Origin of the sequence: Haloprofundus halobius, from assembly GCF_020097835.1 — an archaeon.
GTDB lineage: Archaea > Halobacteriota > Halobacteria > Halobacteriales > Haloferacaceae > Haloprofundus > Haloprofundus halobius.
The window spans coordinates 3160985-3179705 of record NZ_CP083666.1; the positions used below are offsets into that span (position 1 = coordinate 3160985).

Annotated in this window: 18 protein-coding genes and 2 tRNA genes; 8 read left to right on the forward strand and 12 right to left on the reverse strand. The window is 64.9% G+C overall.

What is annotated here, in order from left to right; all coding sequences use genetic code 11:
• The first annotated feature begins 127 nt into the window (after positions 1 to 127).
• The 4 genes from LAQ74_RS16605 to LAQ74_RS16620 are packed head-to-tail and all read left to right on the forward strand — an operon-like array spanning position 128 to position 3557.
• Positions 128 to 1204: an ABC transporter substrate-binding protein gene (locus LAQ74_RS16605; protein ID WP_224333671.1), complete on the forward strand. Its 1077-nt coding sequence runs from the start codon at positions 128 to 130 to the stop codon at positions 1202 to 1204.
• The gene (locus tag LAQ74_RS16610) at positions 1204 to 1887 is read left to right on the forward strand and encodes an ABC transporter permease (protein ID WP_224337310.1); all 684 of its coding nucleotides are present in this window, start codon (positions 1204 to 1206) and stop codon (positions 1885 to 1887) included. Before LAQ74_RS16605 ends, LAQ74_RS16610 begins: the two co-directional genes overlap by 1 nt.
• Positions 1884 to 2780: an ATP-binding cassette domain-containing protein gene (locus LAQ74_RS16615; RefSeq protein WP_224333672.1), complete on the forward strand. Its 897-nt coding sequence runs from the start codon at positions 1884 to 1886 to the stop codon at positions 2778 to 2780. The genes LAQ74_RS16610 and LAQ74_RS16615 overlap by 4 nt, the downstream gene beginning before the upstream one ends.
• A 54-nt stretch (positions 2781 to 2834) precedes the next feature.
• Entirely contained in the window at positions 2835 to 3557 is a 723-nt protein-coding gene (locus tag LAQ74_RS16620; RefSeq protein ID WP_224333673.1) for a TOBE domain-containing protein, read from the forward strand.
• 12 nt (positions 3558 to 3569) lie between these two features.
• Here LAQ74_RS16620 and LAQ74_RS16625 read toward each other — a convergent pair whose 3' ends face one another.
• From LAQ74_RS16625 to LAQ74_RS16635, 3 genes are all read right to left on the reverse strand, one after another.
• Positions 3570 to 4427, reverse strand: coding sequence for a dihydrodipicolinate synthase family protein (locus tag LAQ74_RS16625; RefSeq protein ID WP_224333674.1), 858 nt, complete (start codon positions 4425 to 4427; stop codon positions 3570 to 3572).
• Between the two features lie 309 nt (positions 4428 to 4736).
• Positions 4737 to 5411, reverse strand: a complete 675-nt coding sequence (locus tag LAQ74_RS16630) for a potassium channel family protein (protein ID WP_224333675.1) — start codon at positions 5409 to 5411, stop codon at positions 4737 to 4739.
• A 49-nt stretch (positions 5412 to 5460) separates the two neighbouring features.
• On the reverse strand, positions 5461 to 6093 hold the full coding sequence (locus LAQ74_RS16635) for a DUF2238 domain-containing protein (protein WP_224333676.1): 633 nt from the start codon (positions 6091 to 6093) through the stop codon (positions 5461 to 5463).
• A gap of 158 nt (positions 6094 to 6251) precedes the next feature.
• Between LAQ74_RS16635 and LAQ74_RS16640 the strand changes: the two genes are divergently transcribed.
• Entirely contained in the window at positions 6252 to 6854 is a 603-nt protein-coding gene (locus tag LAQ74_RS16640; RefSeq protein ID WP_224333677.1) for a metal-dependent hydrolase, read from the forward strand.
• Between the two features lie 18 nt (positions 6855 to 6872).
• Here LAQ74_RS16640 and LAQ74_RS16645 read toward each other — a convergent pair whose 3' ends face one another.
• On the reverse strand, positions 6873 to 8003 hold the full coding sequence (locus LAQ74_RS16645) for a GNAT family N-acetyltransferase (protein WP_224333678.1): 1131 nt from the start codon (positions 8001 to 8003) through the stop codon (positions 6873 to 6875).
• 194 nt (positions 8004 to 8197) lie between these two features.
• Here LAQ74_RS16645 and LAQ74_RS16650 point away from each other — a divergent pair, with 194 nt between their 5' ends.
• Positions 8198 to 9766 (forward strand): class I adenylate-forming enzyme family protein, encoded by a 1569-nt coding sequence (locus tag LAQ74_RS16650; RefSeq protein ID WP_224333679.1) that lies wholly within the window; start codon positions 8198 to 8200, stop codon positions 9764 to 9766.
• Positions 9767 to 9794: 28 nt separating this feature from the next.
• Here LAQ74_RS16650 and LAQ74_RS16655 read toward each other — a convergent pair whose 3' ends face one another.
• The 5 genes from LAQ74_RS16655 to LAQ74_RS16675 all read right to left on the reverse strand — a co-directional run bounded on the left by LAQ74_RS16655 (position 9795) and on the right by LAQ74_RS16675 (position 14406).
• A complete protein-coding gene (locus LAQ74_RS16655) occupies positions 9795 to 10289 on the reverse strand; it encodes a hypothetical protein (RefSeq protein WP_224333680.1) in 495 nt (164 codons plus the stop codon).
• A gap of 91 nt (positions 10290 to 10380) precedes the next feature.
• Positions 10381 to 11343, reverse strand: coding sequence for a hypothetical protein (locus LAQ74_RS16660; protein ID WP_224333681.1), 963 nt, complete (start codon positions 11341 to 11343; stop codon positions 10381 to 10383).
• Between the two features lie 127 nt (positions 11344 to 11470).
• Entirely contained in the window at positions 11471 to 13312 is a 1842-nt protein-coding gene (gene dcm / locus LAQ74_RS16665; RefSeq protein ID WP_224333682.1) for a DNA cytosine methyltransferase, read from the reverse strand.
• Between the two features lie 250 nt (positions 13313 to 13562).
• A tRNA-Thr gene (locus tag LAQ74_RS16670) sits at positions 13563 to 13634 on the reverse strand.
• Between the two features lie 55 nt (positions 13635 to 13689).
• Complete coding sequence (locus tag LAQ74_RS16675) at positions 13690 to 14406, reverse strand: DUF7114 family protein (RefSeq protein ID WP_224333683.1); 717 nt, start codon at positions 14404 to 14406, stop codon at positions 13690 to 13692.
• 59 nt (positions 14407 to 14465) lie between these two features.
• Between LAQ74_RS16675 and LAQ74_RS16680 the strand changes: the two genes are divergently transcribed.
• Positions 14466 to 15167, forward strand: coding sequence for an enoyl-CoA hydratase/isomerase family protein (locus LAQ74_RS16680; RefSeq protein ID WP_224333684.1), 702 nt, complete (start codon positions 14466 to 14468; stop codon positions 15165 to 15167).
• Positions 15168 to 15170: 3 nt separating this feature from the next.
• Here LAQ74_RS16680 and LAQ74_RS16685 read toward each other — a convergent pair whose 3' ends face one another.
• Positions 15171 to 16004 carry an NAD+ synthase gene (locus LAQ74_RS16685; RefSeq protein ID WP_224333685.1) on the reverse strand — a complete coding sequence of 278 codons (834 nt, stop codon included), beginning with the start codon at positions 16002 to 16004 and terminating at the stop codon, positions 15171 to 15173.
• Positions 16005 to 16193: 189 nt separating this feature from the next.
• Here LAQ74_RS16685 and LAQ74_RS16690 point away from each other — a divergent pair.
• Positions 16194 to 16264: transfer RNA gene (locus tag LAQ74_RS16690), tRNA-Gly, on the forward strand.
• A 57-nt stretch (positions 16265 to 16321) separates the two neighbouring features.
• On the opposite strand, the gene LAQ74_RS16695 is transcribed toward LAQ74_RS16690, so the two are convergent.
• On the reverse strand, positions 16322 to 16837 hold the full coding sequence (locus tag LAQ74_RS16695; protein WP_224333686.1) for a CNNM domain-containing protein: 516 nt from the start codon (positions 16835 to 16837) through the stop codon (positions 16322 to 16324).
• Between the two features lie 872 nt (positions 16838 to 17709).
• Positions 17710 to 18306: an LURP-one-related/scramblase family protein gene (locus LAQ74_RS16700; RefSeq protein ID WP_224333687.1), complete on the reverse strand. Its 597-nt coding sequence runs from the start codon at positions 18304 to 18306 to the stop codon at positions 17710 to 17712.
• Between the last annotated feature and the right edge of the window lie 415 nt (positions 18307 to 18721).

Genomic DNA, 18721 nt, shown 5'->3' on the forward strand with positions numbered 1-18721 from the left:
TGGCTGTACGGCGGTACTGATGAGTGTTCTCGGTAACTGTCGGTTCTCACGTCGGACGGCAAACGTAACCATCTCTGGATACGCTGCGCGGGTAACATTTAACCACCCGCCACCCATCGATGAATCTATGAAGATACAACGACGGCGCTTCGTTCAGGCCGCCGGCGTCGGGGCCATTCTCGGCCTGAGCGGATGCTCCAGCCAGCGTCCGTCGGAGAACGCCGACAACAGTTCTGGGGGGAACCAAAGCGGCGGCGGGCAAAGCGACGATGGGCGGAGCGACGGAAACGGTGGTAATGGCCAGCAACAACTCACGTTGGCGACGACGACGAGCACGTACGACACCGGGCTACTCGACGAACTGAACCCGATGTTCGAAGCGCAGTTCGACGCCCGGATCAAAACCATCCCGCAGGGGACCGGCGCGGCCATCGAGACGGGGGCGACCGGCGACGCCGACGTGATTCTCGTCCACGCGCGCGGCGCGGAGGACGAGTTCCTCCAGCAGGGCCACGGCGTCAACCGCCGGGACGTGATGTTCAACGACTTCGTCATCGTCGGCCCCGAGGACGACCCGGCGGGTATCGAGGGACTGCAGAGCGCGACGGAGGCGTTCTCGACCATCGCCGACGCGGAGTCGACGTTCGTCTCCCGCGGCGACGACTCGGGGACGAACAAGAAGGAACTGCTCGTCTGGGAGGCGGCGGGCGTCGAACCCGGCGGGCAGTGGTACCGCGCCGTCGGGAAGGGGATGGGCGACACGCTCAACCAGGCGAGTCAGTCGAGCGGGTACACCATCGCCGACCGGGGGACGTACCTCTCGATGGAAGACGAGGTCGACCTCGTCATCCACGTGCAGGGGCCGCTGCAGGACGGCCCGGTCATCCTGAAGAACCCGTACGGCGTCATCCCGGTCAACCCCGCCCAGCACGACAACGTCAACTACGAACTGGCGATGGCGTACGTCGGCTTCCTCACGAGTCCCGAAGGACAGGAGGCCATCGACGGCTATACCGCCAACGACTCGCAACTGTTCTTCCCGAACGCGCTCTCGGAGGAACCGCAGTTCGGCCAGTACGTCCCGCAGGGGTACAGCGCCGAGGGGAGCCAGTCGCTCTCGCGGCGCGACAAGCAGTACCTCTACTGGGTCGACCGACAGGTCCCGGCAGACTATCAAATCGACTCTCCACCACATCAACCGTGATTCCGGCCTTCGGCGACCTGAACCTGAACTACCTCGTCAGCGTCACCATCGTATCGCTGTACGTGAGCACCGTCGCCGTCGGCATCAGCACGCTCGTCAGCCTCCCCGTCGCCGTCGGCGTCGCCTTCGGCGACTTCCCCGGCAAGCGCCTCCTCACGACGATAATCAACACCGGGATGGGCTTTCCGAGCGTCGTCGTCGGCCTCATCGTCCTGCTGACGCTCTCGAACGCCGGTCCCCTCGGCGAACTCGAACTGCTCTTTACGCCGCAGGCGATGATCATCTCGCAGACCATCCTCGCGACGCCCGTCGTCCTCAGCGTCTCCATCTCCGCCGTCGAGAGCGTCGGCGGCGACCTGCGCGACGCCGCGTTCGCCGCGGGCGGAACGAACACCGACGTCGGGCTGCTCGTCCTCCGCGAGGCGCGCTACGGTATCGTCACCGCCGTCCTCGCGGGCTACGGCCGTGCCATCAGCGAGGTCGGCTCCGTGCTCATCGTCGGCGGTAACATCGTCTTCCCGCCCGAACAGACCTCGTTCACCCGGACGCTGACGACCGCCATCACCGTCGAGGCGCGCCGCGGCAACTACGAGACGGGCCTCGCCCTGGGCGCGGTGCTCCTCGTGCTCGTCCTGGTCGTCAACGGACTCGGCGGCCGCATCCGCGACGGAGGGAGAGCGTGAGCGCGAGGAACGCGGCGACCGACCGCCTCCGCCTCCGCCTCGTCGCCGACGGTGTCTCGCACGGCTTCGACGGCGAGTCCGTCCTCGAAGACGTCTCGCTCACCGTCGAACCCGGCGAGGTGCTGGCCATCGTCGGCCCCTCGGGAACCGGAAAGACGACGCTGCTGCGACTGCTGGCGCTGTTCTCGCGGCCCGACGACGGTCGAATCGCGCTCGACGATGTCGGTAGCGACTCCGCCACCGACGCTGCCGACCCGGCGGGCGGCGGCCTCGTCGCGGACGCGCGGGCGGACGGCCGGGGCGAATCCAGCGCTCGCGACGCGTGGTCGCTGTCGGACGAGGAGCGACTCCGCCTCCGCCGACGCATCGGCCTCGTCGCGCAGGACCGCTCGCTGTTCTCGGCGTCGGTCGCGTACAACGCCGCCTACGGACTCGCGGTCAGACGCTCCCGGGCGAGTCGTCTCCGCAGTTCACTCCTGCGAACTGTCGGCGTCTGGTCGCCTCCGAAAGCGGCGCTCGACGCCCTCGAAACCGTCGGAATGGTCGAGATGGTCGACAAACACGCCGAGTCGCTGTCGTCGGGCGAAGCCCAGCGCGTCGGCGTCGCGCGGGCGCTCGCCGTCGACCCCGACGTGCTCCTACTCGACGAACCGACCTCGAACCTCGACCCGCGAAACACCGCCGTCATCGAGAATGCCATGGGCGAGGCCAAAGAGCGCGGTATCGGCGTCGCACTCGCCACTCACGACATGGCGCAGGCGCAGCGAGTCGCCGACAAGACGGCCGTCGTTCTCGAGGGGACGTGTATCGAGCACGGTCCTACCGAGCGCGTGTTCGAGTCGCCGCGCGACGACCGCGCCCGGCAGTTCGTCGCCGGCGAACTCGTCTACTGACGGCCCGGACTCGACAACGGGTGAACTGATTACGGGGGACGACGAACGAGCGGTATGGACGGCGCGTTCGAGGCGTATCTCGCATCCGACGGCGTCACGTTCGACGACGACGACGCCGAACTGCTCCGGGCGGTCGACGGTCACGGCTCCGTCAGCGGTGCGGCCGCGGCGCTCGGTCGCTCGCGGGCGCGCGCGCTCTCCCGACTCGAAACGCTCGAATCGGCCTTCGGGTCGCTCGTCGAGCGTCGACGCGGCGGGGCCGACGGCGGCGGGAGCGAACTCACCGACGAGGCTCGAGAACTGCTCGACCGGTTCGCCCGCCTCCGTGGCGCGCTCTCGGGGACCACGGGCGCGCGCGAGGCAGTCCTCTACGGTCGAATCGCCAGCGTCGACGGTGAACTCGGCGTCGTCGACACGGACGCGGGGTCGGTCCGCGCGCTCGTCGTCGACGCCGAGGGGCGGTCGGCCCGGGAGGTCGACCCCGGAACGCCGGTGCAGGTGAGCGTCCGCGCCGACGCCGTGACGCTGCACGCGCCCGACGACGCCCCGCCGTCGTCGGCGACCAGCGCTCGGAACCGCTTCGACGGCGCGGTCTCCGACCTCGACGCCGGAGAGACCGTCGCCACCGTCGCCGTCGACATCGGAACGGAAGCGCCGCTGTTCGCGCTCGTGACCGTCGAGAGCGTCGACCGACTCGGACTCGCCGAGGGGGCGAACCTCGTCGCGTCGTTCAAGGCGACGGCGACGCGGGCGACGGTCGTCGACGACGAAAAATAGTTCTCGGACGCGTTACAGTTCCGCGACGAGCGCTTCCAGTTCCTCGCGTGCCTCGTCGTCCACCGGCTGGTGCGGCGCGCGGGCGTAGCCGGCGGGTGCACCGCGGGCGCGCATCGCGGCCTTCAGTCCGGAGACGCCGTGAAGCGCCGTCACCGCGCGGTCGAGTTCGACCAGGTCGGCGTTCAACCTCCGCGCGCTCTCGGCGTCGCCCTCGCGGTGGCGGGCGTACAGTTCGGCGCACGTCTCCGGTGCGACGTTCGCCACCGCGAGGACGCCGCCGTCGGCACCCGCGTCGAGCGCGTGGGCGGCCACGCTACCCGAGCCGACGAAGAACTCGAACTCGTCGCCCACGAACCGGCGCGTGCGTCCGAACGCGGCGAGGTCGCCGCTGGAGTCTTTCATCCCCGCGATGTTCGGGTGGTCGGCGAGGCGGCCGGCCGCCTCCGGCGGGAGCGTGACGTCGGTGTAGACGGGGACGCTGTAGAGATACACCGGCACGTCGGCTTCGTCGGCGATCTCCCGGTAGTACGCTTCGAGCACCGCCTCGTCGTGCTGGTAGTAGAACGGCGTGACGACGAGCGCGCCGTCGGCACCCGCGTCGGCGGCCGACTGCGTCTGGCGCTTCGTCTCGCGCAGACCCGGGTGGCCGGTACCGGCGAGCACCGGCACCGACGCCTCCTCGACGACGAGTTCGACGACGCGGGCGCGCTCGTCGACGCTCATCAGTTCGGCTTCGCTGTTCGACCCGCAGGGGACCAGAAAGTCGACGCCGCGGGCTTCGACCCAGCCCACGAGTTCTCTGAGCGCCTCCTCGTCGAGCTCGCCGCCTTCGGTGAACGGTGTCGCCAACGGTGGCGCGATTCCTTCCATAGCGGGCGGTCACACGCGTCGAGAATGTAGCTTTGGGTCGGGGTCGCACGGTCCGCTTTTCGAGACGAAACGCGGAGACGCTTCAATTCGACAAAACGTCCGAATTCGGCGTCGTACGGCAGTCACACGCCCGTCTGACGTGGATTTAAGTCGATCCGCCGATTTCGTTCAACCGGGCGCATAGACGGCATCTGTTCCCATCCTCCCACCCGTTCGCGCCCGGATGCAGGCCGAACCCCACCCGACTGCATCCGAGTCCGTTCGGGGCGACCGTCCCCCGCGGTCGCATCCGCACGGACACGGACTTTCCTACTCGTTCGTCGCCGCCGCGTCGCCGAGTAGCCGCCGCCGAACGTCTTCGAGCGACTCCTGCTCGACGATGAGCGCGACTCTGTCGCCCGCCTCCACGGTCGTCTGCGGGAGCGGAATCGTCATCGCCTCCCGGTCGTCGCCGTGGGCGTAGATGCGAGCCGTCGGCGGCAACTTGATCTCGCTGACGCGCTTGCCGACGACCGGCGAGCCCTCGGGAATGGTGACCGCCGACAGCTGCAGGTTCTCGGTGAGTTCGCCGATGGCGTTGAAGTTGCCGCCGAGCAGCGCCGTCTTCGCACCCGCCGCGCCGAGGCGCTCGGGGTAGATTATCTCGTCGACGTCCTCGGCGTACTCCTTGTAGATCTCCTCGCGGTAGTCGGCGTCGATACGGAGGACGGTCCGACAGCCGTGCTCTTTGGCGACCATGCAGACCGCGTAGTTCGTGTTCAAATCGCCCGTGATGCCCCCGACGGCGACGGCGTCGTCCAGCCCGGCGCGCTGCAAGACGGACTCGTTGCTCCCGTCGCCTTCGACGACCTCGAAGCCCGCTTTCCGGGCACGTTCGACCTTGTCACGATCGTTCTCGACGAGAACCACTTCGTGACCTTCCTCCTTGAGGATGCGCGCGGTTCGAGAGCCGACCCGGCCGTACCCAACGATAACGAATCGCATGGCTCTCTATACCGTGCTCCGCCTCAAAAAGCTACGTCCCGTCGGCGACTCACCGCTCGCGCGTCCGGTCGAGGTGGCTCACGAGCGAATCCACCGTCGTCGAGAGGCGTCGGGTGCCGAACAGCGCGACGACCACCGCTCCGACGGCGTCGAAGACGAGGTCCAACAGCGTGTCTTCGAGGCTGTACTGGATGAGGACGGCCTGGATACCGAAGAAGTCGGTGACGCCCCGTACGCTGAACTCCAGCACCTCCCAGAGGACGCCGAACGCGAGCGTCACGACGAGGATGAACACCGAGAGGAACTGCGGGGGCAAGTACACCGCGTCGCTGTGTTCGTCGACGGCGCGCGCCGTCGCGTAGCCGACGCCGGCGACGATGGTCGCCGACAGCGTGTGGGTGAGGTTGTCCCACCACGGTATCGCGGTGTAGAGGCCGAGCATCCCCAGCGAGTGCAGCGAGACGGCGAGCGTCACCCAGAGCGTGACGCCCGCGCCGAGGTTGATGTCCGTGTCGCGTTCGAGCAGCGCCGGGAGAACTGTCACCCCGAGCGCCATCGTCGCGTTGACGACGACGCTGAGATTCCGTCGGCTGATACCGACGAGGAGGACGACCACGACGACGAGTTGGAGACTGCGACTGAGCACCAGTTGGTGACGAGGCGACAGCCGAAACGAGACCATCGTACCGCGTTCGGTCTCGGCGTGCAAAACGTTGTTTCGTCGACGAGAGCCGTCGCCACCTCACCGTGCGCCACCCCCGCTACGTGACGCACCGTTCGTGCACCGCGTTGCCATCGCGCCCGACACGGTTTTTGCCTCATGTGCCATACTCGGGGGCGATGATGGCCACCACGCACGCCCTGATCGGGGTCGTGCTCGCGCTCGTCGTCGCCCCCGACGGCGGCCTCCTCCCGGTCGCGGCCGCCGGTCTCGGCGGACTGTTCCCCGACTTCGACCTCTACGCCGGCCACCGGAAGACGCTGCACTTCCCGGTGTACTTCTCGCTCGCGGCGTTCGTCGCCGCCGGCGTCGCGGCATTCGTCGCCTCGCCGATAGCGCTCGCCGTCGCGCTGTTTCTGGCGGCAGCGGCGCTTCACTCGGTGATGGACGTCGCCGGCGGCGGTCTCGAACTCAAACCGTGGGAGGCGACCTCCGAGCGTGCGGTGTACGACCACTTCAACGGTCGATGGCTCGCGCCCAAGCGCTGGATTCGCTACGACGGCGCGCCCGAGGATTTCCTCCTCGGCGCCGCCTTCGGCGTCCCCGCGCTGTTCGCCCTCTCGGGTCCCGCACAGATCGCCGTCGGCGTCGCACTCGCCGTCTCGGCGGTGTACACGCTGCTGCGAAAGACGCTCGTGCCGATAGCCCAACGTCTCGTCGATGCGACACCCGCCGAACTGCTGGCGTACGTCCCCGAACGCTTCGTCGAGGACTTTCGGTAACTCGGACGTGCCCGTCGCTCACCCGATTTCGCGCTCGCAGAACGTGAAGCGCCAGCGCTCGCCCGCCGAGAGTCGCTGTCCACCGACGACCCACTCCTCGACCGTCTCGTCGGTGAGCGGTCGGGCGACGAGGTAGTTCGCACTCGTCACCCGCGAGAGCGGCGCCTCGTCGTTGGCGACGAAGCCGTATTTCCGCAGCAGTCGGTCGGGGATCGCCTCGCCGAACACCGACAGCAGGTCGGCGTCCTCGTTGTCGGCGACGACGCGCGCGAGTAGCGCGTCCACCGCGTCGGTCCACGCCTCCCCGCCGGTGAGCGGCGCGACGTCGGTGACGTGGACGACGGTCGAATCGAGACCCAACTGCGTCCCGACGACGAACGCGGCGACCGGACTGCCGCCCCGCTCGGCGAGCAGCGTCTCGTACTCGAACCGCGGGTTCGCGTACCGCCAGGCGTAGAACTCGGCGTCTCTGTCGGCGTGGGCCTGCGGGAGCGGCGACGAGGCGGCGAGCGTCGCCAACTCCCCGGCGGGGACGTCCCGCTCGCGGCGAACGCTCACGTCAGCGTCGTCCGGTGTCCCCGTCCGCAGCGAGAGATAGCCCCGAGTCGCCGCCGTCGCGAGTTTGCCGAGCGTCTTCGACGTCCTGTCGCCACCGAGGGAGGTCAGCGCCGTCGGGTTCTGCACGCGGTAGTATACCGGGAACTCGCGCGTGACGCCCCGGTGCAGCGAGAGTCGTTCCCCCAACTTTTCGAGTGCACCGAGCACGGCCTCGTTCGGAAACCCGATCGAGACCTGCGGCTCACGACTCGCGTAGTGGTCGTACACGTGAGTCACCATCTTCGAAAACAGCCCCTGTCGGCGGTGGTCGGGGTGGACCATCGGGTCGACCTGTACCACCGCGAGCACGCGCTCGTCGCCGGCGCGGAGGGGAATCGGGACGCTCGGGCGCGCGCCCACGAGTTCGCCGTCTGCGGTCTCGGCGACGGCGATGGGCGTCTCGTCGAGATACGGGTTATCGACGTAGCGCCAGTCGAACCAGTTCGGGTCGGTGCGGTCGAACACCGTCTCGTAGAGCGATAGCACAGTCGCTCTGTCGCCCGGTTCGTACTGTCTGACCCGGTAGCCCTCTCGGCCGTCCTCGTCGTCCATCTCGTGTCGACTCCACGACGACCGGCGACATAGTTGCACGGGGCCTTCGGCGCGTCCGGTCCGGGGTAGTCTCCGTCTACCGTCCGAAAGCCATCATTTAGTCGACCCGACACCTTCTCCCCGTTCTCGGAATCCATCCCGTAATCAGTGAACGGACGGTCCCATTTTTGCCTCTCTCCGTCGAACGATGGTCAATGCATTCAGGCGTGTTCTCCCCCGCCGCACGCACAGGCAACGCGGCGCGGGTGTACGACGAAACGGCCACCGCTCGCGGCGACGCCCTCGCACTCGAAACCGAGCAGGCACAGTACAGCCACGCCGAACTCAGCGATCGGTCGGCGCGGCTCGCCGGGGCGCTGCACGAACAGGGACTCGAACCCGACGACCGCCTCGGTCTGTTCCTCTCTAACCGCGCGGAGCTCGTCCTCACGGCACTGGGCGCGCTGAAGGCCGGACTCCCGTTCTCCCCGGCGAACCCGCAGTTTACCCCACGCGAACTCGCCTTCCAGTTGGACGACAGCGACGCGCGGGCGCTCGTCACCGAACCGTCGCTGCTCCCGAAGGTCGCCGACGCGCTCGACCGCCTCGACGCCGACCCGCTCGTGATTCTCGTCGACGACGTTGAGGGCGATACTGCCGTCGAGACGGACGTCGACACCGTCGCCTTCTCCTCGCTCGACGCCGACCCCACGGTGGTCCACCGCGACGACGACGACGTGGCGATGCAGCCGTACACGAGCGGGACGACCGGGAAGCCGAAGGGAGTGCTGCTGACGCACCGAAACCTGCGCGCACAGTCGTTCATCGCCTTCGAGCGCTCGGCGCTCCGGGCCGACGAGGAGCGGTTCCTCTCTACCCTTCCATTGGCACACATCGCGGGGTTCGTCAACCGGACGTGGCAACCGCTGATTCGCGGGGCCGCCGTCTACCTCCGCGACCCGAGCGAGTGGGACCCTGAGACGGCGATGGAACTCATCGAGCGCGAGCGCATCACGAAGTTCGGCGCGGTGACCGCGATGTACGTCGACATCGTCAACCACGAGCGGTTCGGCGAGTACGACCTCTCCAGCCTCGAAGAGGTGATGGAGGGCGGCGACCGGATTCCCTCGGCGGTCCAAGAGCAGTTCGAGTCGACGGCGGGCGTCGAACTGTTCGAGGCGTACGGCCTGACCGAGACCGGCGGCGGCACCCACGTCGGCTTCGGGTCGACGTTCGGCCCGCGTCTCGGCACTATCGGCCAACCGCTGCGCGCGACCGACTGTAAACTCGTCGACGCCGAGGGTCGGGAAGTACCGCCGGGCGAGACGGGCGAACTGCTCGTCCGCGGGCCGCACGTGATGAAGGGTTACTACAACCGACCCTCGGAGACCGAGGCGGCGTTCACCGAGCACGGGTACTTCCGCACCGGCGACGTGGCCCGCCGCGACGCCGACAACTACTACGAACTCGTCGACCGCAAATCCGACGTTATCGTCACCGCTGGCTACACGGTGTACCCGCGGGAGGTCGAGAACGCGCTGTACGAACACCCCGACGTCGTCGACGCCGCCGTCGTGGGCGTGCCCGACGAGCGCCGCACCGAGACGGTGAAGGCGTACGTCGTCCGCAGACAGGGGTCGACCGTCGACAGCGAGACGCTCCGCGAGTTCTGTCTCGAACGCGTCGCGCCGTACAAACACCCGCGAACGGTGGAGTTCGTCGAGGAACTGCCCCGGACGCACAACAGCAAGGTTCGGCGGGTAGAGTTGCGGGAAGGAGCGTAGTTCGGCGACGGGGCGGACGTTCCCCGAATCAACGTTCGGTAAACACGTCCTCGGGAAGCGAACACGTCTCTCCAACGTGCGTCGAGATGTCTCGCTCTCCTCTGACGACCACGAGGGCGTACTCCTCGGGAACGTCGTGGTACTCGCTCAGTCCGATTCCTTTGACGAGGCTGTTCCCGGAAACGATACCCTCCCGAACGCCGTCCCCGACGATACCGGCACGCCGGAGCGCGTTTCTCTCGACACAGGCGTCCAAAAAGGCCAGCCGCCACCGCCGGTCGCCCACGAGTTCGTCCAACTTGACGACGTCGCTCCTGTCGAAGGTGGGTTTGAGTTCGAGCAAAAGCAGTTGCCCGTCTCTGTGGGCGATGAGGTCGACTTTCTTCGAGCCTCGGCTCCCCTTCTCGCTCGAATCGGGATGTTTCGCCTCGATTCGTGGCAGCGCGTCCGTCCCACCGGGTGGTTCCCCTCCTACCAACGTCCATCCGGAGCGGTTCAGAAACCACTTCGCGTACATGTACATTTCGGGCTCGGATACCACAGCCCTAATATCGGATATTCGGACCTTCTATCCTTCGCATACGTCTCCCGACGCGGACTACCCGATCCGGTCTCTAGAAGTCGTGCAAGACGCCGTCCTTCAGCGAGATCGCGTCCGCGGTTGCGTACCAGAGCGCGCTCTTGCGCTGCGGGTCGTTGGGGTTCTTCTCCACCCACGTCTCGACGGGGACTTTCGGAACGTCGATGACGAGATTTCGGTGCTTGTCCCGCGGATCCGGTCCCTCTCTGCACCAGCCGTAGTCGTAGACGAACTGCATTCCCGTATAGGGGTCCTCTCGACGACATTTCTCCGGCGACATGTTGCACTTGTAGACGAGCGTCTCCGCCCGATTCGTGAACTCCTCGGAAACGTCGACGTCTCCGCGGTCCGTCTCCCACTCGGAGACGAGCGCGTCGGTGTCGCGTATCGTCGCGCTTCTCGGGAGCGATTCGTAGCGCGGGTTCACGCCCACGGAGCGGTCGTACCCCCAGCGCATCTCCTCTCTGATCTCCGTTGCCGTGTCGAGTCCCACTATCGAGCAGTCGTTGTCGAGGAACTCGGTGACGAATCTCGAAATCAGCTCGTCCTCGGAGCCGTCGGTGACGAGCTCCGCATCGTCGTCACACGGCCAGTTGATGCTCCAGAACGGGGCCTCGTGGATCGACGATACCTCCCACATGGCCGTGAAGTAGCGGGCGTTGGCGTAACACCGTCCCGCGTGGGTCCCGTGTTTCATCGCGAGGTAGGGAAAGAAGATGATGGAGGGGACGTCGTGTTCGGCCGCCCGAACCATGCGGCCGAACCGCTGTCCCATGTTGTGTCCCGACGGCACCTCGGAGCTCTTCTCGACCACCAGTACGGGCTCTCCTCGGTCCGTGAGGATGATGTCTGGACGGTCGTAGTCGAGCAACCGTTCTATCTCCTCGGGGAGTCCGCCGTTCAGGAGCCGATACTCCGTCTCCCGTAGTCGGTCGTCGAGTCGCTTGAACCACAGCGCCTCCTGCGGTTCGTCGGCGTATATCCGGAGAGTAGTCATTCAACGAATTATTCTAGATACGTCACTTATAGCTATTTCTAGGCTTCCGTCGCGTTCCCCCCGACGACGGACAAACACGAAAAGATCGACTGCGTGACTCCGGCGGCCATCGGACACCACCAACTCCTTACTCGTAGCAGTCGCACTCGTCGCTGACCGGGCAACGGTCACAGTCGGGCGACGTGGCGGTACAGATCTCTGCCGCATGGTCCAACAGGGCCATACTGTACCGTTCGAAGTCGTCTTCTGGAAGGAGGGACCCCGCGAAATCCCAGAGATACTCGTCGTCGAGGTGTCCGTCCTCGACGTTCAAATCGAACACACGAGCGTAGAGTCGCGCGACGTTCTCGTCTACGACAGGTCTCCGTCGACCGAATCCGAAGCACAGCGTTGCGTTCGCCACGTAACGCTCCACGTGGGGAAGATCGAGCAATTTCTCCTCCGAGTCCGGGATTCCAGAAAACACGAGTTTGCTCGCAATCTTCCGGAACGCCTTCGCGTACTCGTCGTTCGGTTCGAGCGGTCGTAGAATCTCGGCCAGTTCGTCCTCGCTCGCTCCCTTGAGAGTGCCAAAATCGGGATATCGGTCGGTGAAATCCCGATACACCGGCTCGGCGTTCTCCGGTAACGCGCGTTGGAGCAACATCTGCGCGACGAACACCTCGTACGGCGAACAGTCGGGGGTCCGCCAAGGGAACTCGCGACGGTTCTCCTCGCCCCACTCGAGCAACTTCTCGCGGAATGGCTTTGCTCTGTAATTCGTCGCGATAGCTTCTCCGAGTCGCTGTGCAAGCAGCGGCGGAACCGCCATTCCCGTCTGGACGCGTCCCTGAACGACGCCGCCCTCGAACACGTAGTGGTCCGGGAACGACTGTATCCGAGCGCGTTCTCTGACCGTCAAGCCGCGGCTCTGCTCGGGATGTCCGTACTGAAACTGGGGTCGAATGCCGCCGGCGATGATGGTCGGCCCGGGCTGGTCCGGATGGAGCCTGATCCGCTGTCTGAAACGATCGTACATCGGCTCGCCCGGCTCCGTGTTCTTCACTCGGTCGACGGTGGTCTGTCGGTGGTTCGGTGCCTCGTGGTTGTGTAACCGTCCGTCCTCGATGTCGGCACCCGCCGGGGTTTCTCGCATCGACTCCGCGAATGCCGACAGCGGTTCCGAATCGTACCGTTCGGTCTGTTCGCCCGCGTCGACCGCCGGGAGGTCCGAGAGAGCCTCCGAAATCGTTCGAGGGTCGTCAGCGTGCGTTGGCTTCGGCCAAGTCAGCGGGTGCCCGTTTCTCGCACCCATGAAGAAGAGGCGTTTACGCTTCTGCGGAACGCCGTACTCCTCCGCGCTCAGCACTCGATAGTCCGTCGCGTAGCCCAACCGCTGGAGGCACTCCACGACGGCCTCCACGAACTCGCCGTCCTTCGCGGCCTTCATCGTAGAGACGTTCTCGACGAGAACGAACCGCGGTTCGAGAATCTTCACCGCCCGGACGAACTCCTCGAACAGGTAGTTTCGCTCGTCCTCGTCGTGCTGTTTTCTGTTTGCGATCGAGAACCCCTGACAGGGGATTCCAGCGGTCAAGACGGCGAGTTCTTCCCCGCTGAGCGCGTCCTCGGCAACGGTCCCGAGGAGGGTGTCGACGTCGACGCGTTCGTCGTCGATGACGTCGAAGATGTCGCGGTCGTCGTCGGCGCGCTTGTTGATTTCTCGGATGTCCCCCAAGATGGCGTGTGCGTGCGGATGGTTCCGCTGGAACGTCTCGATAGACGGTTCGTGGATGTCGACACCGAGGACGGACTCGAACCCCGCCTGTTCGAGTCCCTGAGAGAGCCCTCCCGGACCGCAGAACAGGTCGATAACCTTCGGGGCGTCGCTCCGTGACGCCCCGTCACGCGGTGGTCGATGTTGCGCTTTCTCTGACCAGTTGTGACGGTTCTCCTCTATGTCCTCGTCTACGCTCCAAGCGTCAGACATGATACTCTCGGTTGAACATGACTTGTGACTGTGTCGACGCGGTGTCTCTCAATGTCGTCTCTATCGTTTTCTCTTTCCTATCGCATTTATACCCTTTCAGACTTGATTTGAATCTCCTCCGAGCGGGTGAACGAGAGAACCCGAGCGAACATCGACGGGTCGCCGTAAGCGTGGAGGCGACGAACCGAACTGAGAAACTGCCATAACGCGGACGAAAACGAGCGCGCTCGTCGTGTGAGTTCGTGAGAAGAGCCTAGGCCGGGATTTGAACCCGGGCTCTCGTCCTTACCAAGGACGCGCTTTACCGCTAAGCTACCCAGGCGCTCGCTGCGCAATCAGTCGTTTGCCCGATTCGTCTTTAGGCGTTTCGATTCGGGTTAGCTATCGGTAGGCGATGGCACGGGATCGTCGCCGCCGGCCGCCAATCGTTCCGCCGCCGACTCCGGTAACGCCGCCGGTGCGGGCGGGAACGTCGTTCCGTACTCGGCGGCGAGGTCGGCGGCGTACGTCGACAGCGCCTCCGGCACAGCCTGCTCGACGGCCGTCGCTCCCGCGAGAACAGCCAGCGAGAGCACGTCCGCCTCCAGCTTCCGGTCGAACGTCTCGGAGTCGGAGTCGTTCCCGCCCTCGCCGTCGCCAGCACCCGACGACGAGCGTCGGCCGAGCGTCTGGTCGCGACCGAACGCTCGGACGGTGTCGACCGCACGCGCCGCGGCTTCGGTTCGGGCGAGAACGAAGAAGCCGCGCGCGACGAGCACGTCGGCGGCGAGAATCTCCATATCCGCTTCGATACCCGCGATGAGGTCGTTCGCGCCGTTCCGGCGCTCCGCCTCCGCATCGGACCAGGGCTCGTCGCGGGCGAGATCGCGAGTGAGGCGGAGCCCCTCGTAGATGAGTTGCACTCCGGCGGCGCGTTCGGCGAGCGCGTCGGCGTCCACGCCGGGGTCGAGCGCCCGCGCGCTCACGAGCGCGAGCGCTCCCGGCAGCATCGACGCGTCAGCGAGGCGCGCATCTAGCGCGTCTAACAACTGCGGAGGGTCGATATCGGAGAGCGCTTCGCGCGCGGCATCGCGGGTCCGCACGGCGTCGTCCATCAGTAACGGATTGCGACGGGAAGGGCAAAGACCTTTGGAAACTCGCCCGCAGAGCGGGTATGGTTCGCTTCACCGATCGCGAGCGCCTCCGCGTGGTCACCCTCGACCGACCCGACCGTCGCAACGCGCTCCGCCCCGCCGACCTCGACGCGCTCGAAGCGGCCGTCACCGGTGCGGCCGCCGCCGACGTGCCGGTCGTCTACCTCCACGGTGCGGGACCGGCCTTTTGCGCCGGGGCGGATTTGGACGTGGTCGCCTCGCTTGCCGAACCCGAGGCGTTCGCCCGCCACGGCCAGCGCGTCGCCGACACCATCGAAACCGCCGACCCCGTCGTCGTTGCGGGTGTCGACGGTGCGGCCCGCGGCGGCGGTGTCGAACTCGCACTCGCCTGCGACCTTCGAATCGCAACGCCCGAAGCGACGTTTGCCGAACCCGGCGTCCGATTCGGACTGTTCGGCGCGTGGGGCGGGACGGTCCGCCTCCCGCGCGTCATGCGCGAGGGCGACGCGCTCGACTTCGCACTCTCCGGACGCGCAATCGACGCCGAGGAGGCGCTCCGGACGGGGCTGGTCTCGCGAATCGAGGAGGATCCGATGGCCGTCGCCGAGCGACTCGCGGCGAACGAACCGGACGCGCTGGAGGTGGTGAAAGCACGGATGCGCGACCAGCGGAAGAAAGAAGAACAAGAAACGGCAGAGGCCGATGCGTTCGGCGAACTCGTGCGGGCGCACGCCGTTGACATCGCGGTGGACAGGGGGTGAGGCTCAGAGACCCAACGCCTCGGGCGCGGGCGGCATCGACCGCTTGTGCGCGCTCCGGGCGACCAGTTCCTCGACGGTCTCTATCTGTGACTCGCTCACGCCCAGATGCCGCGCCGTCGCCGCCGTCGACAGCGGGCCGTCGACGTGCAGCGCGAGAATCGCGTCGAGCGTGTCGTAGGTGATGCCCATCTCCTCCTCGTCGGTCTGGTCGAGCCACATCTCGGCGGAGGGCGTCTTCATCACGAGGTCCTCGGGGACGCCGACGTGGGCGGCGAGTTGGCGAACCTGCTGTTTGTACAGATTGCCGATGGGGTTGCAGTCGACGGCCTGGTCGCCGTACTTCGTGAAGTAGCCGGTCATCGCCTCGCTCCGGTTGCCCGTTCCGAGAACGATGCGGTTCTTGTGGTTGGCGACGAAGTACCCCAGCACGCCGCGGGTGCGCACGTAGACGTTCCCGGCGGCCATCCGGTCGTCGGCCGCCTCGGGGAAGGCGCCGAAGAACTGCTCCGCGATGGGCTGAATCTCGACGACGTCGTACGGAATTTCGAGCATCTCCGCGACGCGTTCGGCGTCGCTCATGTTCTCCTCGGTGTTGACCGAACTCGGCATCACGAGGCCGTGAAGTCCCTCTTCGCCGAGCGCTTCGACGGCGAGGTGGGCGGTCAGCGTGCTGTCGATACCCCCCGAGAGGCCCAGTACGGCCCCTTCTGCCCCGGCGTCGTCGACGACACTCCGGATGAACGCGACGATGTGCTCGCGCGTCGCGTCGAGTTCGTCGTCGGAGAGGCGGAGGTCCAGCGGTGCAGTGGCGTCGAGAATCGGCGTCTCGCTACTCATCGGGTAGTCGTAGACCCGTGGACGACTAATAGGCATCTCTTCGTGCGATTCGCTGGACGCGTGTCCAATTTCTCGAAACGCTATCTTGAAGTGTTCCCGTCCGGTACTTTCGGGTACACTCGACGTAGTGAGCGCCGATGATTCACCGAACGTAGTGAAGTGAATCTGGGGGCGCAAGCGAAGCGCAGCGCGCCGATGGTCCAATGGTAGGACAGTGGCTTCCCAAGCCACCGGTCCGGGTTCGATTCCCGGTCGGCGCACTCCCTCCGGTCGGTTGCCGACCGACGTTCTCCTTACTTCACTCGCCGAACGCCCGGTCACTTCGTGTACGGTTTCTCGATATCGGGGTCGACGGTGATGAGCGCGCTCATCCGTCGGGTTATCGCGTCGAACACCGTGATGACGGGCGAGAGCGTCCGCTCGACGAGTCGAATGGGAGACGCGACGCGTAGCGACCAGTTCTCCGCGTTGCCGAGGCCGTAGGCCTTCGGGACGATCTCGCCGAATATTAAGACGAGACAGCTCGTGAGCACCGTCGTCGCCGCGACTGCAACTCCGGGCGGAAGGTAGCTGGCGATGAGGACGGTCACGATACTCGAAATCGCGATGTTCACGACGTTGTTTCCGACCAGCAGCGTCACCAGCAGCCGGTGCGGGTCGTCGCGCAACTGCTGGAGGAGCTCCGCGCGGCGGTCTCCCGTCGTCGACTGCCGCTCTATCCACTCCGTCGACAGCGAGAAGATGGCCGTCTCCGAACTCGAAAAGAACGCGCTGCACACGAGCAGGATACCCGTCGCTGCGACCCCGAGAACTGCCACGGTCGAACTCTCCATGACCCGCTCTTCTGGTCGTGCGTGAAGAGCCTATCGTCTCCGTTACCCGTTCTGAGAAGCGGTAGCTTCGGCGGGACCGCCGAACCGACCCGTCGACGCCCTCGAAAATCGCCGTGAGTCGCTCATCGACCGAATCGGCTCTGTTGGAAATTCGCAGAACGCGACAGGAATGACGTGCTGAATACAGAGAGTGGATGCACAGAATCAATCGGCTATTTTTCGCACTTGCTCGACCTGATCGAGGCGGTCAGTAACCCTGCCTGTCCAGCCCCAAAATAAATTTATCGGAGATTGGAAGAGAAAATAAAAACGATGCCCTCTCGACGCCATCTTCTCTCGGCTACTGCTACTCTTCTCCCACTCACAGGATGTTCGTTCCGGAGTTCGGAGAGCGGGAACGTTCAAATTGCAAACCGGACGGGGCAAGAGGTCCAGCTAACGATAACCGTCTCAAGAGGGAGTGGCTTATTTTCGGATTCTAAAGTGGTCTACGAGGATACGTTCAGACAGTTCCCAACCAAGCATCACCGGGATACGATAACCGACGTAGTTCGACCGGGAACGTACCAAGTTCAGGTAGAAGCCGAGACGAAAGAGGGCCAAACCAGAACTAAGAATAAGTCGAAATGGCAGGTGAGTGGTGAGACGAATGAGGCTCTCATCGTTGCTATCGAGACTGGGCCCGAGATCGAATTCCTGACCCAGTAAACTGCGGATAGAAAACGGGTAATTTGGTTCCAAGTTGCTATACAGACACCCTTGTTCTAACGGACTATTCTATTGTGCAACCGTGAAAATACCACCTAGTGAAAGACCCTACGACGACCCCAACTGGAGGGTAACCCCGTGACTGCAGCGTCAGGGATGTTAGCTTACTGGTTTTCGAGGGCGTCAAGGATACACGCGGCGGCGATCACCGCCTCTTTCGGGACGTTGCTGGCGTCGTCGATGCTGACCGTGTAGGTGTCCCGCAGCGAGAACTGCCCCTCGATGTCGCCGACGTGGTTTCCGTCGGCGTCGAATATCTCGTACTTGTTCGGAACGAAGTTCGCCACGGAGATGAGGTGTCGGAGTGCCGAGAGGACCTTGTTTTTAGATTGAATGGTCGCTAGCGGCTCTCCCGTCTCGGGGTCTCGAACCGTCCAGTTCTCCACGAACAGCGAGAAGTCCTCGTCGAGGACGACGACCTCTTCGCCGGTGCCCGCATCTCTGATGGCGTAGTTCCCTGCGACGTCCATAATGCCGCCAGCCTTCACGGTGAATGCGTCCTCGCCGTCGCCAGTTACGAACGGGAACTCCTCTTTCAGCTTGAACATCTTCTGCTTCCCGCGCAGGACGACGTTGCCAGCGTTGTCGCGGACGGCGTACTTGTTCCGGATCGCGGACTGTTTGACCTCGTAACGGTCGTCGTCGAGATCGACCGTGGAGATGTCGTAGGTCCCCGACTCGAATTTGGAGGGCTCGACCATAGGTAACTCGTGAACTACATTCTGAAAAATCTTCTGTTCAGGTCGATACTTTTCAAAATGGGCGTTCCTCGGACTATTATTCCAGAAGCCGATGACTAACCTATCTCAGGTGGGACATGCGAATAAATGGCGAATTATGCGCTCACCCGCGCGACACCGTATCCAATGAAGATCCCAACGACGATATGAAACCCCGTTTGATTGAGAACCGAAGGCGGCTGTATAATTTCGAATAAGCCGAGATGTCCATGAGAAGAAAGAATACAAACCCAGGTATCAACGCCCTAATTAGATCAACTAGCTCTCGTCTTTCGACGGGCGGCATTAATGGACCATCCTATCGGCTTGGTAAGTGCTTTCTCTGTACTTACCACTCCTTCGACCGTCTACGGAATCCCTCGAAGAAGTGCTTGCC